Source organism: Pseudomonas sp. GV105 (genome assembly GCF_003058185.1).
In the GTDB taxonomy this organism is placed as follows: domain Bacteria; phylum Pseudomonadota; class Gammaproteobacteria; order Pseudomonadales; family Pseudomonadaceae; genus Aquipseudomonas; species Aquipseudomonas veronii.
In genome coordinates this window covers 58,749-78,244 of record NZ_QBUF01000008.1, presented here as the reverse complement: position 1 = coordinate 78,244, position 19,496 = coordinate 58,749, and the positions used below count along the sequence as shown (strand labels likewise).

Annotated in this window: 17 protein-coding genes; 9 read left to right on the top strand and 8 right to left on the bottom strand. The window is 60.1% G+C overall.

Translation table 11 applies throughout. From position 1 onward, the window contains the following. Positions 1-85 precede the first annotated feature (85 nt). The 5 genes from C8K66_RS16930 to C8K66_RS16910 form a co-directional block, all read right to left on the bottom strand. Complete coding sequence (locus C8K66_RS16930) at positions 86-2,896, bottom strand: FAD-binding and (Fe-S)-binding domain-containing protein (protein ID WP_046382032.1); 2,811 nt, start codon at positions 2,894-2,896, stop codon at positions 86-88. Then, the gene (locus C8K66_RS16925; RefSeq protein WP_057005461.1) at positions 2,893-3,564 is read right to left on the bottom strand and encodes a lactate utilization protein; all 672 of its coding nucleotides are present in this window, start codon (positions 3,562-3,564) and stop codon (positions 2,893-2,895) included. Before C8K66_RS16925 ends, C8K66_RS16930 begins: the two co-directional genes overlap by 4 nt. After that, positions 3,564-5,015 (bottom strand): LutB/LldF family L-lactate oxidation iron-sulfur protein, encoded by a 1,452-nt coding sequence (locus C8K66_RS16920; protein WP_108525441.1) that lies wholly within the window; start codon positions 5,013-5,015, stop codon positions 3,564-3,566. The genes C8K66_RS16925 and C8K66_RS16920 overlap by 1 nt, the downstream gene beginning before the upstream one ends. Further along, complete coding sequence (locus C8K66_RS16915; RefSeq protein ID WP_046382035.1) at positions 5,012-5,836, bottom strand: (Fe-S)-binding protein; 825 nt, start codon at positions 5,834-5,836, stop codon at positions 5,012-5,014. Before C8K66_RS16915 ends, C8K66_RS16920 begins: the two co-directional genes overlap by 4 nt. A 136-nt stretch (positions 5,837-5,972) precedes the next feature. Next, the gene (locus C8K66_RS16910) at positions 5,973-7,667 is read right to left on the bottom strand and encodes a lactate permease LctP family transporter (RefSeq protein ID WP_017847401.1); all 1,695 of its coding nucleotides are present in this window, start codon (positions 7,665-7,667) and stop codon (positions 5,973-5,975) included. 261 nt (positions 7,668-7,928) lie between these two features. On the opposite strand from C8K66_RS16910, the gene C8K66_RS16905 reads away from it, so the two are divergent. Continuing rightward, entirely contained in the window at positions 7,929-8,696 is a 768-nt protein-coding gene (locus C8K66_RS16905) for an FCD domain-containing protein (RefSeq protein WP_017847402.1), read from the top strand. A 38-nt stretch (positions 8,697-8,734) separates the two neighbouring features. On the opposite strand, the gene smpB is transcribed toward C8K66_RS16905, so the two are convergent. Continuing rightward, complete coding sequence (smpB, locus tag C8K66_RS16900) at positions 8,735-9,217, bottom strand: SsrA-binding protein SmpB (protein WP_017847403.1); 483 nt, start codon at positions 9,215-9,217, stop codon at positions 8,735-8,737. A gap of 168 nt (positions 9,218-9,385) precedes the next feature. On the opposite strand from smpB, the gene C8K66_RS16895 reads away from it, so the two are divergent. Both C8K66_RS16895 and C8K66_RS16890 read left to right on the top strand, forming a co-directional pair. Then, positions 9,386-9,820, top strand: a complete 435-nt coding sequence (locus C8K66_RS16895; protein WP_046382036.1) for a type II toxin-antitoxin system RatA family toxin — start codon at positions 9,386-9,388, stop codon at positions 9,818-9,820. Further along, a complete protein-coding gene (locus C8K66_RS16890) occupies positions 9,813-10,115 on the top strand; it encodes an RnfH family protein (RefSeq protein WP_108525439.1) in 303 nt (100 codons plus the stop codon). Before C8K66_RS16895 ends, C8K66_RS16890 begins: the two co-directional genes overlap by 8 nt. Positions 10,116-10,178: 63 nt before the next feature. Here the strand turns inward: C8K66_RS16890 and C8K66_RS16885 are convergent, their stop codons facing one another. Further along, positions 10,179-10,706, bottom strand: a complete 528-nt coding sequence (locus C8K66_RS16885) for an outer membrane protein assembly factor BamE (RefSeq protein ID WP_046382038.1) — start codon at positions 10,704-10,706, stop codon at positions 10,179-10,181. 98 nt (positions 10,707-10,804) lie between these two features. Here C8K66_RS16885 and fur point away from each other — a divergent pair, with 98 nt between their 5' ends. Further along, the gene (fur, locus tag C8K66_RS16880; RefSeq protein WP_046385174.1) at positions 10,805-11,209 is read left to right on the top strand and encodes a ferric iron uptake transcriptional regulator; all 405 of its coding nucleotides are present in this window, start codon (positions 10,805-10,807) and stop codon (positions 11,207-11,209) included. Positions 11,210-11,299: 90 nt separating this feature from the next. Here the strand turns inward: fur and recN are convergent, their stop codons facing one another. Next, on the bottom strand, positions 11,300-12,973 hold the full coding sequence (gene recN, locus C8K66_RS16875; RefSeq protein ID WP_046382039.1) for a DNA repair protein RecN: 1,674 nt from the start codon (positions 12,971-12,973) through the stop codon (positions 11,300-11,302). Positions 12,974-13,227: 254 nt separating this feature from the next. Here recN and grpE point away from each other — a divergent pair, with 254 nt between their 5' ends. The 5 genes from grpE to carA all read left to right on the top strand — a co-directional run bounded on the left by grpE (position 13,228) and on the right by carA (position 19,461). Then, complete coding sequence (gene grpE / locus C8K66_RS16870; protein ID WP_017847409.1) at positions 13,228-13,788, top strand: nucleotide exchange factor GrpE; 561 nt, start codon at positions 13,228-13,230, stop codon at positions 13,786-13,788. Positions 13,789-13,890: 102 nt separating this feature from the next. Beyond that, positions 13,891-15,807 carry a molecular chaperone DnaK gene (gene dnaK / locus C8K66_RS16865; RefSeq protein ID WP_017847410.1) on the top strand — a complete coding sequence of 639 codons (1,917 nt, stop codon included), beginning with the start codon at positions 13,891-13,893 and terminating at the stop codon, positions 15,805-15,807. A gap of 316 nt (positions 15,808-16,123) precedes the next feature. Next, a complete protein-coding gene (dnaJ, locus tag C8K66_RS16860; RefSeq protein WP_108525437.1) occupies positions 16,124-17,248 on the top strand; it encodes a molecular chaperone DnaJ in 1,125 nt (374 codons plus the stop codon). A gap of 10 nt (positions 17,249-17,258) precedes the next feature. Next, on the top strand, positions 17,259-18,065 hold the full coding sequence (gene dapB / locus C8K66_RS16855) for a 4-hydroxy-tetrahydrodipicolinate reductase (protein WP_026140082.1): 807 nt from the start codon (positions 17,259-17,261) through the stop codon (positions 18,063-18,065). Between the two features lie 259 nt (positions 18,066-18,324). After that, positions 18,325-19,461, top strand: coding sequence for a glutamine-hydrolyzing carbamoyl-phosphate synthase small subunit (gene carA, locus C8K66_RS16850; RefSeq protein WP_108525435.1), 1,137 nt, complete (start codon positions 18,325-18,327; stop codon positions 19,459-19,461). Positions 19,462-19,496 lie beyond the last annotated feature (35 nt).

Sequence of the window (19,496 nt, the reverse complement as noted above, 5' to 3'; positions counted from 1 at the left end):
CCAGCGACATCACTGATGAGCCTCGATCGCCGAGGCCTATGCAGATGACTACGCCGCTGCGCTGGGGTTCTGTTTTTATGCACGATTAGTGCGCCCTCGGTCGGGTTACGCGGTCCACGAGGTAGACCAGCCCGTGGTAATCGATGCCGCCATGCTGGCTCAGGCCGATCTCGCAGGTGCGGCTGGTGGAGATGCCTTCGCTGCAATATTGCACGGCGTCTTTCAGCGAGCGCAGGGAGTGGGCGTTGAGTTCCGGGGTGGTGAAGCCTTTGTCGCCGGCAAAACCACAGCAGTGGATGCCTTCCGGGATCACCACGGTTTTCGCGCAGCGGCGGGCCAGGTCGATCAGGGCCTGGCTTTCCCCGAGGTGCTGGGTGCTGCAAGTGACGTGTACGGCGATCGGTGCTTCCTGCGGTATGAAGTCGAGGCGGTCCATCAGGTGCGTGCGGATAAATCGTACCGGGTCGTACAGGTCCAGGCGTGTTTCGCCCAGGTCTTGCACCAGGCGCAGGGTGCAGGGGCTGGTGTCGCAGTAGATCGGGTCGAGGCCGCCGCGGCTGGCGTGGAGCAACGCGCCGATCAGTTCCTGGCGTTTGTGTTCGGCCTGTTCGGCATAGCCCTTGGAGGCGAAAGGCTGGCCGCAGCACAGGTTGTCCTGGTTGTCGGGGAAGACGACTTGGTAGCCGGCTTTTTCCAGCAGGCCGCGGGTTTTGTCGTACAGCGACGTTTGCTCTTTATCGCCAGCCGCCGGGCCCATGGCGCGTGAGACGCATGCCGCGAGGTAGACCACGCGTGGCCGCTCATCGGTCACTGCCGGGCTGAAGCGAATGGCTTTTTCCGGTTGCGGCATGGCGTTGGTCCATTGTGGGATTTGTCCTTTGGACAACTTGCTCACTGTGGCCGACAACTTGGCCAGGCGCGGCGCGCCCAACAGCATGCGTGCGCCGTTGGCGACGTGCAGGGTAAAGCGCGCGCCTTGTAGCGCAGTGGCGAAGTGGGTGGCCAACCATTCGGCGGTTTTCGTATGGTCGGCGTCGCGGGCCCGGAGTTTTTTCACCAAGTCGCCGGTGTTGATTCCCACAGGGCAGCGCTGGGCGCATAACCCGGTGGCGGCGCAGGTGTCGATGCCCTGGTAGTGGTAGGCCGTTTCCAGTTCAGTGGTGTCGATGCCGGCGCGTTTCTTCGCCTGGATATCGCGCCAGATCACGATGCGCTGGCGCGGGCTCAAGGTCAGGCCTTTCGACGGGCATACCGGCTCGCAGAAACCGCACTCGATACACTTATCCACAAGCTCGTCGGCGGCAGGCAGCGGCTTGAGGTGTTTAAGGTGGATCTGCGGATCTTCGCTGAGCACCACGTCCGGGTTGAGAATACCGTTGGGGTCGAGCAGGCGCTTGAGTTGCCACATCAGTTGATAGGCGTCGCTGCCCCATTCCAGCTCGACGAACGGCGCCATGTTGCGGCCGGTGCCATGCTCGGCTTTCAGTGAGCCGCCAAACTCTACGGCCACCAGTTGGGCGACGTCGTCCATGAACGCTTGGTAGCGTGCGACTTCTTCGCTGCTGTTGAAGCCTTGGGTGAACACAAAGTGCAGATTGCCTTCCAGAGCGTGTCCGAAAAGGATGGCTTCGTCGTAGTGGTGTTTGTCGAACAGCTCGATCAAACGGTTAACGCCGATGGCCAACTGCTCGACCGGGAACGTCACGTCTTCGATGATCACCGTAGTGCCGGTTTTGCGCACGGCGCCGACGGCGGGGAAGGTGTCTTTGCGGATCGCCCACAGGCGGGCGTTTTCCACCGGGTCTTCGGTGAAGTCGACCTGTTTTTCCACCGGAAACGCCGCCAGGGACGCCATGATCAGCGCCAGTTGCTCCTGGAGCAAAGAGGGCGATGCCGCACGGGATTCGATCAACAGTGCGCAGGCATTTTCCGATAGATGTTGTACGAAGGCGGGCATGCCGGGTTTGTCCTGCACCGAACGCATGCTGCGTCGGTCGAGCAGCTCAACCGCTGAGACCGGTTGGGTTTTCAGGACGGTCACCGCATTGCAGCAGGTCTCGACATCGGGGAATACGATCAGCGCCGAGGCTTTGTTCGGGTGGTCGATGACGGTGTCGTAAGTCACTGCGCTGATAAAGCCCAGGGTGCCTTCGGAGCCCACCAGCAGGTGGCTGAGGATATCCAGCGGCTCATCGAAATCCACCAGGGCGTTGAGTGACAGGCCGGTGGTATTTTTCAGACGGTATTTGTGGCGGATTTTGGCGGCCAGTTCAGCGTTTGCCCGCGTCTCCCGCCCGAGTGTGGCCAGGCGTTCAAGCAGCGCGCCGTGCTGCTGACGAAATGCTGCGACGCTGGCGGCATCTTCGGTGTCCAGGCGGCTGCCGTCGGCCAGCACCAGGCGAATCCCGGCCAGGGTATGGTAGGTGTTTTGCGCCGTACCGCAGCACATGCCGCTGGCATTGTTGGCGACGATGCCGCCGATTTTGCAGGCGTTGATCGACGCCGGATCCGGCCCGATCTTGCGCCCGAATGGCGCCAGCCAGGCGTTGGCCTGGGCGCCGATCACGCCGGGTTGCAGGCGGATCTGCGTGCCTTGCCCACGAATTTCGCGGCCGTTCCAGTTGTCCCCCAGTACGATCAGCACCGAATCGCTGATGGCCTGCCCGGACAAGCTGGTGCCCGCTGCGCGGAAGGTCACCGGAACATGATCGCGCTGGGCCAGTTTCAGCAGCGCCACGACTTCGTCTTCCGACTCGACGCGAATCACCAGCTGTGGGATCAGTCGGTAAAAACTGGCGTCTGTGCCAAATGCCAAGGTGGAAAGTGGGTCGTCGAAGCGACGAATTTTCGGGATCAGCTGTGCGACGTCAGCAAGGAAAGCGGCAGGCAGACTCATTGGTCCTCCAGGATCAGCACCACCAGGTCCTTCGGACCGTGGGCGCCATAAGCCAGAACTTGTTCGATGTCAGCGGTCTTCGACGGGCCGGACACCAGCAGGGCATTGGTGGGCATGCCTTGGGCCCAGGCGAATTGCTGCTGGACCTGATAAAAGTTGTCGTAAATCTCGCTGGCCTTGAGCAGTGCAAAGTGTACCGGCGGCACCAGGCTCATCAGTCGCGGTTCTTCCCGCGTGGGCCACAGAATCAGGCTACCGGTGGCGGCGATGGCGCCGAGGGTCGTGGTCAGGCTGGCCGGTGTGTCATTAAACAGCTCGGCTTTCCATTCTTCCACAGGGCGGTCGTAGGCTTTGAGCTGCGGCAATTGCGGATGGTTCGACCAGTGCTCGGTGATGCGCCGCCCATGCTCGGTTGTCGGCGCGATGAGCAGGCTGGGCAGCTCGCGTTTTTGCAGCAGCTGCGCGAGTAAAGCTGGCCATTCGGCGCCGCGGGTCAGGTGGATCTCGGTATGCACCGCCTCCATCAGCTTGCGCAATTGTGCGATGCGCTGCTCTGGCGGGTAGGTGTAGATCTGTGTGACCAGGGCCTCATCGAAGTTGTCGGGCACTGGTGTTGTGCCCGTCAGGCTGTGGCGCAATTTGCCGAGGATATTTTGCTTGGCGCTCATCAACGCGCTCCCTGTTTGGCCAAATGCTCGCGTGCCAGGTCATGCAGCGAACGGGCGGCGGGTTTAGGCGCGCTATGGTTTTGCGTCCATGGCCCGACGTTGTTCGGTACGAGGGCACGCAGGCGCGTGGCGGCGAATGTGAACAGGCGGTACAGCGTCGGTGAGCTGTGGAGCTTGGCCCAGACGTTCCAGATGAACCGCTCCTGGCGCGAATACTTGCTGCCTTGGCCGCGCATCACGGGGTGTGGGCTATCCGGCGCTTTTACGTTCTCTTCCCGCAGACGGCGTAGCAAGGCCGGGATCGGAATTTTTACCGGACACACTTCTCCACAAGCACCGCACAACGAAGACGCACTGGGATGGTCCGGTACTTTTGCCAGGCCGACCATATGCGGTGTGATGATTTTTCCGATAGGGCCGGGGTAGACCTCGCCGTAGGTGTGGCCACCGATTCGGGTATACACCGGGCAATGATTCATACATGCGCCGCAGCGAATGCAGTTGAGCGTCTGACGCAATTCGCTGTCGGCAAACGCCTGGCTGCGTCCGTTGTCCAGCAGCACCAGGTGGACTTCTTCGGGGCCGTCGAGCTCATCGGCCTTGCGCGGGCCGGAGATCATATTGACGTAGGTGGTGATCGGCTGGCCGAGCGCGGAGCGGGTCAGCAGCGACAGTAACGGCACCACGTCGCGCAGGTTTTCCACGACCTTCTCGATGCCGGTCACGGCGATATGCACGGGTGGCACTGTGGTCGACATACGCCCGTTGCCTTCGTTTTCCACCAGCAGCAGCGTGCCGGTTTCGGCCACGGCGAAGTTGACGCCGGAGACGCCGATATCCGCTTCGAAGAACTTTTCCCGCAGCACGCGGCGACCAATCTGAATCAACTGGTCGACATCCTTGGTGTACTCCACGCCGAGTTTTTCATGGAACAGCGACGCGACCTGGCTGGCGTTCTTGTGGATCGCCGGCATGATGATGTGGGACGGCTTCTCATGGTCGAGTTGAACAATAAACTCACCCATGTCCGACTCAAGGCATTCGATGCCTTGGGCGGCGAGTACGTGGTTCATCTCCATCTCTTCGCTGACCATGGATTTGCCTTTGATCACCTGCGTGGCTTCGCGCCGGCGGATGATCGACAGCACGATCGCATTGGCCTCTTCAACCGTTTCTGCCCAATGCACGGTCACGCCGTTTCGGGTCAGGTTGGCTTCCAGTTGTTCGAGCAGGTCGGGCAGCTTCGACAGGGCGCGGGCGCGCACCGCGTTACCGAGGGCGCGCAGGTGTTCGCGTTCGTGGGCGTCGCTGAAAGACGCCGCCCGTTTGCTCATCAGGGAATCCATCGCATTGCGAAAGTTGTTTCGCAGTTGCGCGTCGCCCAGTGCCTGGTGGGCGCGGGTGCGGAAGTCTTCCGACACCTCGACGGTGGGAATCAGCGCGGCGTTCATCGTTCACCCCCGGTGCGTTGCCAGAGAAAGCTGGCCAGGTGTTGCCCGCGTAAGGCCGCCTGTTGTTTCTCCAGGGCGCCATTGATGTTCATCAGGCAACCGCAATCAGCACTCAGTACTTGATGGGCGCCGGAGTCCTGCAAGGCTCGGGTCTTGTCGGCCACCATTGCGCCGGAAATGTCTGGCATACGCACGCTGAACGTCCCACCAAAGCCACAGCATTCGCTTTCGTGGCTGTGGTCGACGCGTTCGACATTGCGCAATTGGGCCAGCAGTTCGCGGCCGTGAAGGTGGGTGTTCATTTCCCGACGCGCGGAGCACGACGTGTGCAGGGCGACCTTGACCGGCGCCCCGCTGTCGTTGAGTTGCACCTTGCACACGAACAACAGGAACTCCGCCAACTCATAAGTCCGGGCCGCGAGGGCCTGCACTTGTTTGAGGGTGTCGGGTTCGTCCTTGAAGAGGTCGGCGTAGTGCTCACGTAACATGCCGGCACAGGAGCCGGATGGCACCACCACCGGGTAGTCGCCGGCGAACAGCGCCAGTTGCGCGCGTGCCACTTGTCGGGCCTGGTCGGTATAGCCCGAGGTGTAGGCCGGTTGCCCGCAGCAGCTTTGCCCTTGGGGATAATCCACGCAGATCCCTTCGCGTTCCAGCAGGTGGATCGCGTCCATGCCGGCTTCGGGATAAAACAGATCGACCACGCAGGTGCCGAACAGGTAGACCTTCTGCGGTTTTTCGTGGGGGTATTCGCGTGGCTCGGCCAGAGGCGGCGCGACACGGGTGGCATTCGGCACGGCGTTGTAAAAAAGCTCGCTCATCAGGCGCGTTCTCCGGGTGGTCCCGGTTGTCCGTCCGTCAGGGCCGCAGCGTGTTCAGCGGCCCGGCAGAAGGGTTGTGGAGAGCTGACGCCGAAATCGCGGTTCGGCGTCGGTTATTGCGTGATTACCTGTGGTCTCAATGCACCAGCATGCCGGTGAACCAGTAGGCCTGGGCCAGTGTGATCAGCCCGACGATGGTGGCGAAAAACAGGCTGTGCTTGAGGGTGAAGCGGAACAGGTCGGATTCCTTGCCGACCAGGCCGGTAGCGGCGCAGGCCACAGCGATCGATTGCGGCGAAATCATCTTGCCGGTCACGCCACCGCTGGTGTTTGCCGCGACCAGCAGGACGTCGTTGACACCGATCTGGTGGGCGGTGGTGGCTTGCAACGAGCTGAACAGGGCGTTGGACGAGGTGTCGGAGCCTGTCAGGAAAACCCCCAGCCAGCCGAGGAACGGCGAGAAGAACGGGAAGGCTGCGCCGGTGCCGGCCAGGACCAATGCCATGGTCGAGGACATGCCCGAGTAGTTGGTGACGAACGCGAACGCCAGCACCATGCCGATGGACAGGATCGGCCAGCGCAGTTCGTAGAAGGTCTCTTTTAAAGTGGTAAGACCAGTTTTGATGTCGATCTTCAATACCAGCATCGAGATCAGCGCGGAAAAGAAAATCGCAGTGCCGGTCGCTGAAATCGGGTCCAGTTTGAATACCGCGGGGATGGCCGTCGGGTTGGTCACGATAGGCGCAACCTTGACCACCAGTTGGTCCAGGTGCGGGATCGCAAAGTTGAACACCCAGCTGTACATCGAGCCGCCTGCGGCGAACATCGCCTTGAAGGGCTTGAGGGTCCAGATGGTCACCAGCACGGTCAGGATCAGGAACGGCGACCAGGCTTTGAAGATTCGCCCCAGGCTGTAGGGCGAAGCGACAGTGCTGCGTGGCAGGCCGAAGCCGCCGGCGCTGGCGGTGATCGTTGCGCTGGAGGTCGCACCGGCAATCTGCGCGCCAGCGGTGCGCTTGGGTTGCCAGATTTTCAGGAACAGCGTCAAGGAAACCAGGCTGGCCAGGGCCGAGGTGATGTCCGGCAGTTCCGGGCCGATGAAGTTGGAGGTGAAGTATTGGGTGATGGCAAAGCTCAAGCCTGCCACCAAGGCGGCCGGCCAGGTTTCGCGCACGCCGCGCAGGCCGTCCATCATGAACACCAGCCAGAACGGAACGAACAGCGACAGCAGTGGCAATTGGCGACCAGTCATGGCGCCGATCTTGAATGCGTCGATGCCGGTCACTTGCCCGGCGACGATGATCGGAATCCCGAGGGCACCGAAGGCGACGGGCGCGGTGTTGGCGATCAGGCACAGGCCGGCGGCGTACAGCGGGTTGAAGCCCAGGCCGACCAGCAGCGCGGCGGTAATCGCCACAGGAGCACCGAAGCCGGCGGCACCTTCCAGGAAGGCGCCGAAGCAGAAGCCGATCAGCAGGACCTGCAGGCGTTGGTCGTCGGTGATCGACAGTACCGAGCTGCGGATGATCTCGAACTGGCCGCTCTTGACTGTCAGTTTGTAGAGGAATACCGCAGCGACGATGATCCAGGCGATGGGCCACAGGCCGTAGGCAAAGCCATAGCCGGCAGCGGCCAGTGCCATGTCTACCGGCATCTGGAAGGCAAAGATCGCCACCAGGATCGACAGCGCCAGCGTGATGCTGCCGGCGACGTGGCCTTTAAGGCGAAACACGGCCAGAGCCAGGAAGAAAAATACGATTGGAATAACGGCGGCCAGTGCGGACAGGCCGAGGCTGCCGAGCGGGCTGTAGAGCTGTTGCCAGGTTTGCATATGGGGTGGCCCCTAATTGTTGTTGGTCAGGCACATTTTAGTCGGCTTGGATAATTGGTAATACCAATTTACAGCCGCTGTTGGCTAGAGTAAAAGCCTAGGCAGGGATGTGTCAATTTGCCGCCTGCGAAACTTTGGTCTTAAGCGGGAGGGCGGGCGCTCTGATCGCATCAATCGAAGATGTTCTGATGGGTGCTGCAAGCGTTGCGATAGGCCAGAATAGAGGCCCCGGCGAGTGGTCGGGATCGTGGAGAGAGAGTTATGGGGTTTGATCAGGTGCGTCAGCGCCGTTTGTCTGACGATATTGTCGAGCAGCTTGAGGGCATGATCCTTGAGGGCACGCTGAAATCGGGCGAGCGCTTGCCGGCCGAGCGCGCGTTGGCTGAAAAGTTCGGCGTTTCGCGCCCCTCGCTGCGTGAGGCGATCCAGAAACTGGCGGCCAAGGGGTTGCTGGTCAGTCGCCAGGGCGGTGGCAATTATGTGTCTGATTCGTTGGGCTCGACGTTCAGCGATCCGTTGTTGCACCTGCTGGAAAACAATCCCGAGGCGCAGCGTGATTTGCTGGAGTTTCGCCAAACCCTCGAAGCGTCCTGTGCCTATTACGCGGCATTGCGCGCTACCGAAGTCGACCGTGAGCGGCTGACGGCAGCCTTTGAAGCGCTACAGGATTGTTACGCGCGCGACGATAAGGTCAGCCGCGCAGAGGAGGGGGCCGCGGATGCGCGGTTTCACTTGGCCATTGCCGAGGCCAGCCACAATGCTGTGCTGTTGCACACCATCCGCGGGTTGTTCGACCTGCTCAAGCGGAACGTGGTGACCAACATTGGCGGCATGTACCAGCAGCGCACGGAAACCCGCGATATGCTGATCAGTCAGCACCGGGACTTGTACCTGGCGATCATCGAGGGGCGGGCCGAGCAAGCGCGGGAAGTCTCAACACGTCACCTGTTGTATGTGCAGGAGGTGTTGGAGGAGGTACGTCAGGAAGTTCAGCGCGTGGCCCGGGCGGCGCGGCGCAAGGGCATGTAGCCAGGGGCGAAGCGCCCTAGGCTACAGCGGCGCAAGGATTATTCTTCCTTGCCCTTGTTGCGCACGGCGCGATGCAGTTCACGGTCGGAATCGCGCTCGCGCTCGGTGTCACGCTTGTCGTATTCCTTCTTGCCTTTGCCCAGTGCGATCTCGCACTTGACCAGATGCTTGCTCCAATACCAGGACAGGCAGACGCAGGCATAGCCTTTCTGCTGTACGGCAGCGGCGAGCTTGTCCAGTTCGCGGGCATTGAGCAGCAGCTTGCGCGTGCGTACCGGGTCGGCAATCACGTGCGTGCTCGCGGTGGTCAGCGGGGTGATATGACTGCCGAGCAGCCATGCCTCGCCATCCTTGAGCAGCACATAGCTGTCGACCAGTTGCAGCTTGCTGGCACGCAGACTTTTTACTTCCCAGCCGGCCAGGACCAGACCAGCCTCGAACCGATGTTCGATGAAGTAATCGTGTCGCGCTTTTTTATTCTGCGCGATGGTCCCTGTGGGGTGTTTCTTTTGTTTAGCCATAGGGGCGGCATTATAGGGCGTTGCGAGCGTGTCGGCTACGGTCAACCTGCGTGCTTGAGCGTGTTGGACGAATCCCGGACAATACCGGCAGTTCTTTGGTTTTTTTCTCTCGCGGATCGGGTTGTTCTTTCGCGATGTTTGCCGCTCAGCTGTGGAAATAACGCTCACATGACGACGCATATTCAACGTTCGGCCCTGCTGCCCTATCCGGCCCAGGTGCTTTATGACCTGGTCAACGACGTGGCGCGTTACCCGGAATTCCTGCCTTGGTGCTCGACCGCCGAGGTGCTGGAAGGCAGTGATGAGCACATGGTTGCCAGTGTCGGGGTGGCCAAGGGGGGGCTCAGCCAGCACTTTGTGACACGCAATGTCCTGGTGCCGGGCAAGTCCATTGAAATGAATCTGCAGGAAGGGCCGTTTACTCAATTGCATGGTGTCTGGGTGTTCAAGGCGTTGACCGAGAAAGCCTGCAAGATCAGCCTGGATCTGTCCTTCGATTATGCGGGGCCCATTGTGCGGGCGACGTTGGGGCCTTTGTTCAATCAGGCGGCCAATACCCTGGTCGACGCATTCTGTCAGCGAGCCAAGCAACTGCATGGTTGAGATTGAAGTGGTGTATGCCGGCGTGGATCGCCAGGTGTTGGTGGCGGTCGCGGTGCCAGCGGGGACGAGCCTGCGGGCTGCGGTGCAGGCGTCGGGGATTGCTACGCACTTTCCTGAGGTGAACCTTGCTGATTGCCCGTTGGGGGTATTCGGTAAGGCAGTGGTCGACCCCGATACCTGCACCGTGCAGTCAGGTGATCGTATCGAGATCTACCGCCCGCTGCTGGCCGACCCCAAAGAAGTGCGGCGGCTGCGTGCGGCCAAGGCGGCGTTGGCCAAGCAACAGGGTTCATAGGCCGGCGAATCTGCAGGCAACAAAAAGCCCGGCATGCCGGGCTTTTTATCGAGCGCCGCAAACTTACTGCGGGCTGGTGTCCAGAGGCTGTGGCGTCGGGACTGGAACTGTTTGTACGCGGTCGACGTCTTTCTGGATCTTGTCGAGCAATGAGCCAGGCTTGGCCGGTACTTCGGATTTCGGCTTCTCGGCTTCCTGCGCAGGCGCAGTCACGTTGGTGCCGTTATCCTTGCCCAGCAAGGCTTCATCGCGGCTTACGCCGGGCATGAAATCGCCGGACAGGCTGACCAGTTGATCATTGCCATTAAAGATGACGCTGACGCGCTCCTGTTGGCGTTCACCGCCCCCAGGCTGGATGCTGTAGAGATAATCCCAGCGATCGGCGTGGAAAGTGTCAGTCAGCAGGGGGTTGCCCATAATAAACCGTACTTGCCGTCGGGTCATTCCCGGGCGTAACTGGTCTATCATGTCCTGCGTGACGACATTGCCCTGCTGGATGTCGATTTTGTAAACCCCGGGGAATGAACAACCGGCGAGTGCGAGCAGTCCCACAAAGGTGAAACTGGTTAGCAAGAGCTTGGTGTTTTGCATCGGTGGGCGACTTCCACTATCTTGGCTGGGACAACGTAAACGCCGATCATACCCGTATTAAGAGAAGCTGCGAAGCAGCATCCGCGAGAAAGCTAACCATGGTTGAAAATAGCGAACTACGCAAAGCCGGTCTTAAAGTGACTCTGCCACGCGTCAAGATTCTACAAATGCTCGATTCTGCTGAGCAGCGCCACATGAGTGCCGAGGATGTTTACAAGGCGCTGATGGAGTCCAATGAGGACGTTGGCCTGGCCACGGTTTACCGCGTGCTGACCCAGTTTGAAGCCGCGGGGCTGGTGGTTCGTCATAATTTCGATGGCGGTCACGCAGTGTTCGAATTGGCTGATGGTGGTCATCACGACCACATGGTCGACGTGGACACTGGTGAGGTTATCGAATTCACCAACCCGGAAATCGAGCGGTTGCAGAAGGCAATTGCCGAGGAGCATGGCTACGAGTTGTCGGACCACAATTTGGTTCTTTACGTACGTAAGAAAAAGTAAAAATCGACGCAGATTCGCTCTGCGGAACGATTGAAGGCGACCCCTGGGTCGCCTTCGTGCTTTCTACAAGAGAGAAAATTGCCGGTTCGGTCAGGCCTTCGCCGCCACCACCATTTTTTTCGCGTGGGCCAGGGACTCCTTGGTCAGGTCGATACCGCCGAGCATGCGCGCGACTTCCTCCACGCGTTCCGACTTGTTCAGCTTGGACACCGCCGTATGCGTCGCATCGCTGCCGCGTACTTTGTGTACAAACAAATGCTGATGCCCTTGGGCGGCTACTTGCGGTAAGTGGGTAACCGTCAGCACCTGGCCGCGATCCCCCAGGCGACGCAGCAGTTGGCCGACAATTTCTGCGGTCGGGCCACCAATGCCAACGTCTACCTCGTCAAAGACCAGCGTCGGAACCCGTGAGGTTTGGGCGGTGATCACTTGAATCGCCAGGCTGATCCGCGATAGTTCGCCCCCGGAGGCGACTTTTGCCAGCGCTTTGAGCGGCTGCCCTGGGTTGGCGCTGACCAGCAGTTCTACCTGTTCCAGGCCGTGGGGCTGCAGTTCGGCGCTGGTATTGCTGTGCAGTTCGATGGTGAAGCGGCCGCCGGGCATGCCGAGGCGCTGGATTTCCTGCTCGACCGCGCTGGCCAGGCTCGTGGCGGCTTGATGGCGCAGATCGCTCAGTTCGCGGGCCTTCTCTTGGTAATGGCGGGCGAAAGAAGCCAGTTCGTCGCCCAGGCGCTCAATGGACTCGTCATTCGCGTTCAGGGTTTCGATTTCATCCAGCAGCTTCTGCTGCATCGTTGCCACTTCAGTCGGCTGGATCCGATGTTTGCGCGCCAGGGTGTAGATGGTGTCCAGGCGTTCTTCTATTTCCTGCAGGCGTGCCGGGTCGGCGTCGAAGTGATCGAGGAAACGGTTCAGTTCGCCTACGGCTTCTTCTACCTGGATTTGCGCACTGGTCAGCAAGGTCGTGGCTTCATTCAGCGAGCCGGACGCATTGTTCACGCTGGACAGCCGATTGAGGCTGACGGTCAGTGCATTGAGCACATTGCCCGAGTCGCTCTCGCTGCATTGCTCCACCACCTGGCGGCAAATACCCAGCAGGGTTTCGGCGTTGGTGAGGTTCTTGTGTTCCTGCTCAAGCTGTTCCAGCTCGCTTTCGCCGAGGCCAAGGCTTTCCAGCTCTTCGAGTTGATAGCTGAGCAATTGGTGGCGTGCGCGTTGCTCGTCGCCGGAATTGGAGAGGCGCTCCAGTTCCAGGCGGGTCTGGCGCCAACGTTGGGCGGCGAGCTGGACCTGGCGGGCGAGGTCGGTGGCGCCGGCGTATTCATCGAGCAGGCGGCGATGGGTGTCGGTTTTGAGCAGGGATTGGTGTTCGTGCTGGCTGTGGATATCGATCAGCAGCTCGCCCAGGGCCTTCAAGTCACCCAGCGGGCAGGGCGTGCCGTTGATGTAGCCACGGGAGCGGCCTTCGGCGGTGATGACCCGGCGCAGGATGCACGGCCCTTCATTATTAAGGTCGCGCTCGGCAAGCCAGGCTTCGGCTTCGGGGATGTCCGCCAGGTCGAAGGTCGCCAGGATGTCGGCCTTGTCTGCGCCGGGGCGTACCACGCCACTGTCGGCGCGGTCGCCCAGGGTCAGGCCGAGGGCGTCGAGCATGATCGACTTGCCGGCGCCGGTTTCGCCTGTGATTACGCTCATCCCGCGATCCAGTTCGAGATCCAGATGTTCAACGATGGCGTAGTTATGTACGGACAGGTGCACGAGCATGACGGCCGCTCCCAGGCTTTAGGTCTGGTTATTTATACAGTGTTTTGTTCCGGGCTGACAATCCTGGCGCTTAGCTCGATTTGCTTGCTTCGATGTTTTTTTTAGTGCGAAGAGGAATGAATGGGTCGGAATTGATCTGGATCAGATGAAAGACTTTTGGTGACGCCCGCACCCTTGAACCTGGAAATTGTGGCCCCATATACCGGAACAGAAGCGCGAGTTGAGTTCGCGCATGATTTTGAAAGGAGAAATCTATGGCTGACGAACAGACGCAGGATACGCAAACTCCAGACGCCAATTCGGCTGCCGGTGATGAGCTGGCGACTCGTGTGCAAGTGCTCGAAGAGCAATTGGCCGCTGCGCAGGATCAATCTTTGCGTGTTGCCGCCGATCTGCAGAACGTCCGCCGCCGTGCCGAGCAGGATGTAGAAAAGGCCCACAAGTTCGCGCTGGAAAAATTCGCCGGTGATCTGTTGCCGATCATCGACAGCCTGGAGCGCGGCCTTGAGTTGTCCAACCCGGATGACGAAAACATCCGCCCGATGCGTGAAGGTATCGAGCTGACCCTGAAAATGTTCCAGGACACCCTGAAGCGTTATCAGTTGGAGGCTGTCGATCCGCAAGGCGGCGAGCCGTTCAACGCCGAGCATCACCAGGCCATGGCGATGCAGGAAAGTCATGACCTTGAGCCAAACAGCGTGTTGAAAGTATTCCAGAAGGGATACCAGCTCAACGGTCGCCTGCTGCGTCCGGCAATGGTCGTGGTCAGCAAGGCGCCTGCACCGGTTTCACCTTCGATTGATGAGCAGGCTTGAAATACGCCGCAAGGCCCCCATTTATAAGTCAAGCGTTTAAGTGCTACCGCAGTTAGCCACCACTGCTGCGGCATCCAAATTCAAGTTTCGGGAGAGTAAATCATGGGCAAAATTATCGGTATCGACCTGGGGACCACCAACTCCTGCGTCTCCGTGCTGGAAAACGGCGTTGCAAAAGTCATCGAAAACGCCGAAGGCGCGCGTACTACGCCGTCGATCATTGCTTACGCCAACGATGGCGAAATCCTCGTCGGTCAGTCGGCCAAGCGTCAGGCGGTGACCAACCCGCACAACACCCTGTACGCGGTGAAGCGTCTGATCGGGCGTAAGTTCGAGGAAGAAGTCGTACAGAAAGACATCAAGATGGTCCCTTACAAAATCGCCAAGGCTGACAACGGTGACGCCTGGGTTGAAGTGAACGGCCAGAAAATGTCGCCGCCACAGATCTCGGCTGAAATCTTGAAAAAGATGAAGAAAACCGCCGAAGACTACCTCGGTGAAGCGGTGACTGAAGCGGTGATCACCGTTCCGGCCTACTTCAACGACAGCCAGCGCCAGGCGACCAAAGACGCCGGCCGCATCGCGGGCCTGGACGTAAAACGTATCATCAACGAACCAACCGCAGCCGCTCTGGCCTACGGCATGGACAAGGCCAAGGGCGACCACACTGTCATCGTTTATGACCTGGGTGGCGGTACCTTCGACGTGTCCGTGATCGAAATCGCGGAAGTTGACGGCGAGCACCAGTTCGAAGTGTTGGCCACCAACGGCGACACCTTCCTGGGTGGTGAAGACTTCGACATCCGTCTGATCGACTACCTCGTTGACGAGTTCAAGAAAGAAAGCGGCATGAACCTCAAGGGTGACCCGCTGGCCATGCAGCGTCTGAAAGAAGCTGCCGAGAAAGCCAAGATCGAGCTGTCTTCGGCTCAGTCGACCGACGTTAACCTGCCGTACATCACTGCAGACGCTACCGGTCCTAAGCACTTGAACGTGAAGATCTCGCGCGCCAAGCTGGAAGCGCTGGTTGAAGACCTGGTTCAGCGCACCATCGAACCTTGCCGCATCGCGCTGAAAGACTCCGGCATCGAAGTGAGTGCGATCAACGACGTGATCCTGGTCGGCGGTCAGACCCGCATGCCACTGGTTCAGAAGTTGGTGACCGAGTTCTTCGGCAAAGAAGCACGTAAAGACGTGAACCCGGACGAAGCTGTTGCCATGGGTGCTGCCATCCAGGGTGCGGTACTGGCCGGCGACGTGAAAGACGTATTGCTGCTGGACGTCAGCCCGCTGACCCTGGGTATCGAAACCATGGGTGGCGTGATGACTGCGCTGATCGAGAAAAACACCACGATTCCTACCAAGAAATCGCAAGTGTTCTCGACGGCCGATGACAACCAGGGCGCCGTGACCATTCACGTGCTGCAAGGTGAGCGTAAGCAAGCGGCGCAGAACAAGTCCCTGGGCAAGTTCGACCTGGCCGAGATTCCACCAGCACCACGTGGCGTGCCACAAATCGAAGTGACCTTCGACATCGACGCCAACGGCATCTTGCACGTAGGCGCCAAAGACAAGGCTACCGGCAAAGAGCAGAAGATCACCATCAAGGCCAACTCCGGTCTGTCTGATGAAGAAATTCAGCAGATGATTCGTGATGCGGAAACCAATGCCGAGGCTGACAAGAAGTTCGAAGAGTTGGCGGCTGCCCGTAACCAGGGCGACGCACTGGTTCACTCGACGCGCAAAATGATCGCTGAAGCTGGCGACAAAGTGACTGCCGAAGAGAAGACCGCAATCGAAGCGGCCTTGGTTGCCCTGGAAGCCGCAGTTAAAGGCGACGACAAGGCTGCCATCGAAGCCAAGGTTGAGGAACTGTCGAAGGTCTCCGCGCCGGTTGCTCAGAAAATGTACGCCGAGCAAGGTCAGCCAGCTGACGGTGCTGCGCATCAGGCAGAGCCTGAAGCCAAGCACGATGACGTTGTCGATGCCGAGTTCGAAGAAGTCAAAGAGCAGAAGTAATCTGCTTGGCCGGTTGACCGCTATCAAGCGGTGACTGGTAGGATGTCGCCGCGCGGGAGCTTGCTCCCGCGTTGGCGTGTCTGGGGTATGCGAATTTTTACAGCATGCGACAAGGCTCGGATGCTGGCGGTGTGATCGGGAATGCTCCTGCTTTCCGGCGACAGTCACCGCGTTTTTGGCCGGGTCCCTGGCTGAAAGCTGTTATGACCAGGATCGTTGAATTGACGTGAGTTGGGTCCGGGCCTGTATTGGGGCTCAACGAGTTCGGCAAGGCTCAGGAGGGTCTGGCTGAACGTCCTTAAGAGTGCAAAGACTTATGGCAAAGCGTGACTATTACGAAGTATTGGGTGTGGAGCGCGGTTCCAGCGAGGCGGACCTGAAGAAGGCTTACCGTCGCCTGGCGATGAAGCACCACCCGGACCGTAATCCGGATAACAAAGAATCCGAAGAAATGTTCAAAGAGGCCAACGAGGCCTACGAATGCCTGTGTGATCCCAACAAGCGTGCGGCCTACGACCAGTACGGTCACGCCGGCGTCGACCCGAGCATGGGTGGCGGCGGTGCCGGCTTCGGCGGCCAGAACTTCTCCGATATTTTCGGCGATGTGTTCAGCGACTTCTTCGGCGGTGGCCGCGGTGGTCAGCGTGGCGGTGCCCAGCGCGGCAGCGACCTGCGCTACACCCTGGAACTGAACCTGGAAGAAGCCGTGCGCGGCACCAGCGTCAATATCCGCGTGCCGACGCTGGTCAACTGCAAGCCGTGCGACGGTTCGGGGGCCAAGAAAGGCTCCTCGCCGATCACTTGCCCGACCTGCGGTGGTATCGGTCAGGTCCGCATGCAGCAGGGCTTCTTCTCGGTGCAGCAAACCTGCCCGCGGTGCCAAGGCCAAGGCAAGATCATTTCTGACCCGTGCGATTCCTGCCACGGTGAAGGGCGTGCCGAAGAGTACAAAACCCTGTCGGTCAAAGTGCCGGCGGGCGTGGATACCGGTGACCGCATTCGCCTGTCGGGCGAAGGCGAGGCGGGGACCCAGGGTGGCCCGACGGGTGACCTGTATGTGGTGATCAATGTGCGCGAGCACTCGATCTTCCAGCGCGACGGCAAGCACCTGTTCTGCGAAGTGCCGATCAGCTTCGTTGATGCGGCCCTGGGCGGCGAGCTGGAAATTCCGACTCTGGATGGTCGAGTCAAGCTCAAGATCCCTGAGGGGACGCAGACCGGCAAGCAGTTCCGTATCCGTGGCAAAGGCGTGGCGCCGGTGCGTGGTGGCGGTGCGGGCGACCTGATGTGCCGTGTCACGGTGGAAACGCCGGTCAACCTGGGCCGTCGCCAACGCGAGTTGCTCGAAGAGTTCCGCAGTTCGCTGGAAGGTGACGACTCCCACTCGCCGAAAACCACGGGCTTCTTCGATGGCGTGAAGCGCTTCTTCGGCGACTTGTAAGGAATTGAGTATGCGACGTATAGCCGTAATGGGCGCTGCCGGGCGCATGGGTAAAACCCTGATCGAAGCGGTACAGCAGCGCTCGCCGGCCTCTGGCCTGACCGCGGCGATCGTTCGCCCAGGCAGTACGCTGATCGGCGCCGATGCCGGTGAGCTGGCTTCGCTGGGGCGTATCGGGGTGTCGTTGTCCGGCAATCTGGAGCAGGTGGCGGACGAATTCGACGTGCTGATCGACTTTACGCTGCCGGACGTGATGCTGAAAAACCTGGCGTTCTGCCGCAAGGCGGGCAAGGCCATGGTGATCGGCACCACCGGCTTGAGCGCTGAGCAGAAGCAGTTGCTGGTCGAGGCGGGCAAGGATATTCCCATCGTGTTTGCCGCCAACTTCAGCGTGGGCGTGAACCTGTCGCTCAAGCTGCTGGATCTGGCGGCGCGCGTGCTGGGCGATGAGGCGGATATCGAAATCATCGAGACCCATCATCGCCACAAGATCGATGCGCCGTCGGGAACCGCGTTGCGCATGGGTGAGGCTATCGCTGATGCCCTGGGTCGCGACTTGTCGAAGGTGGCGGTGTACGGGCGTGAAGGTCATACCGGCGCGCGTGCGCGTGACACCATTGGTTTTGCCACCGTTCGTGGTGGCGATGTCGTCGGTGATCACACCGTGCTGTTCGCCACTGAAGGCGAGCGCCTGGAAATCACGCACAAAGCCTCCAGCCGCATGACATTCGCCAAGGGGGCGGTGCGTGCCGCGCTGTGGCTGGATGGGCGTGCGCCGGGTCTGTATGACATGCGCGATGTGCTGGATCTGCACTAATCAGTAGCTAAAATGGGGCCTCGGGATTATCCTAAGGCCCCGTTTTTACCCGCTAAGCGACGTCCTGTCGCATTCTCCTGCCTTTAAGGCTCATTAGCGGTGGACCAAAATAGCCTTTTTCTGTAAGCTACAGCTTTAGTGTGTCCACTAAAAGCGCGCAGAATAATTCAGTGAAGAAGCGGGGTGACGTGTCCATACGTCACTCCGCTTTTTTACAACCTGCGATCGCCCTTTCAGGCTTTATTTACGGGAGGTCTTCTTGACTAAGCCAGCCATACTCGCCCTTGCTGATGGCAGCATTTTTCGCGGCGAAGCCATTGGAGCCGACGGTCAAACCGTTGGAGAGGTGGTGTTTAACACTGCCATGACCGGCTATCAGGAAATCCTTACCGATCCTTCCTACGCCCAACAGATCGTTACCCTGACTTATCCGCACATCGGCAACACCGGTACTACGCCGCAAGACGTCGAGTCCAATCGCGTCTGGTCCGCGGGCCTGGTGATTCGTGACCTGCCACTGGTTGCGAGCAACTGGCGTAGCACGATGTCGCTGTCCGATTACCTGAAAGCCAACAACGTTGTGGCGATCGCCGGTATCGATACGCGCCGCCTGACACGCATCCTGCGTGAAAAAGGCTCGCAGAACGGCTGCATCATGGTCGGTGAGAATATCTCCGAGGCTGCGGCAATTGCTGCGGCGCAAGGCTTCCCTGGTCTGAAGGGCATGGACCTGGCGAAAGTCGTCAGCACCCAGCAACAGTACGATTGGCGCTCCACTGTCTGGGACTTGAAGACCGACAGCCACGAGACCATCGACGCCGCTGATCTGCCCTACCACGTAGTGGCTTACGACTACGGCATCAAGTACAACATCCTGCGCATGCTGGTCGAGCGCGGTTGCCGCGTGACCGTGGTGCCGGCGCAAACCCCGGCCAGCGACGTCCTGGCGTTGCAGCCGGACGGCGTGTTCCTGTCCAACGGCCCGGGTGACCCTGAGCCATGCGACTACGCCATCAAGGCGATCAAGGACGTGCTGGAGACCGAGATCCCGGTGTTCGGTATCTGCCTGGGCCACCAGCTGCTCGCTCTGGCCTCCGGCGCCAAGACCCTGAAAATGGGGCACGGCCACCACGGCGCGAACCACCCTGTACAGGACCTGGACACCGGCGTAGTGATGATCACCAGCCAGAACCACGGTTTTGCGGTGGATGAAACGACCTTGCCGGCCAACGTCCGTGCGACCCACAAGTCGCTGTTCGACGGTTCCCTGCAAGGCATCGAGCGCACCGACAAGAGCGCGTTCAGCTTCCAGGGCCACCCTGAAGCCAGCCCGGGCCCGAACGACGTAGCGCCGCTGTTCGACCGTTTCATCAATGAGATGGCCAAGCGACGCTGACTGAGCGGCCTGCGGGCGGCCCCGACTGTCGGTGG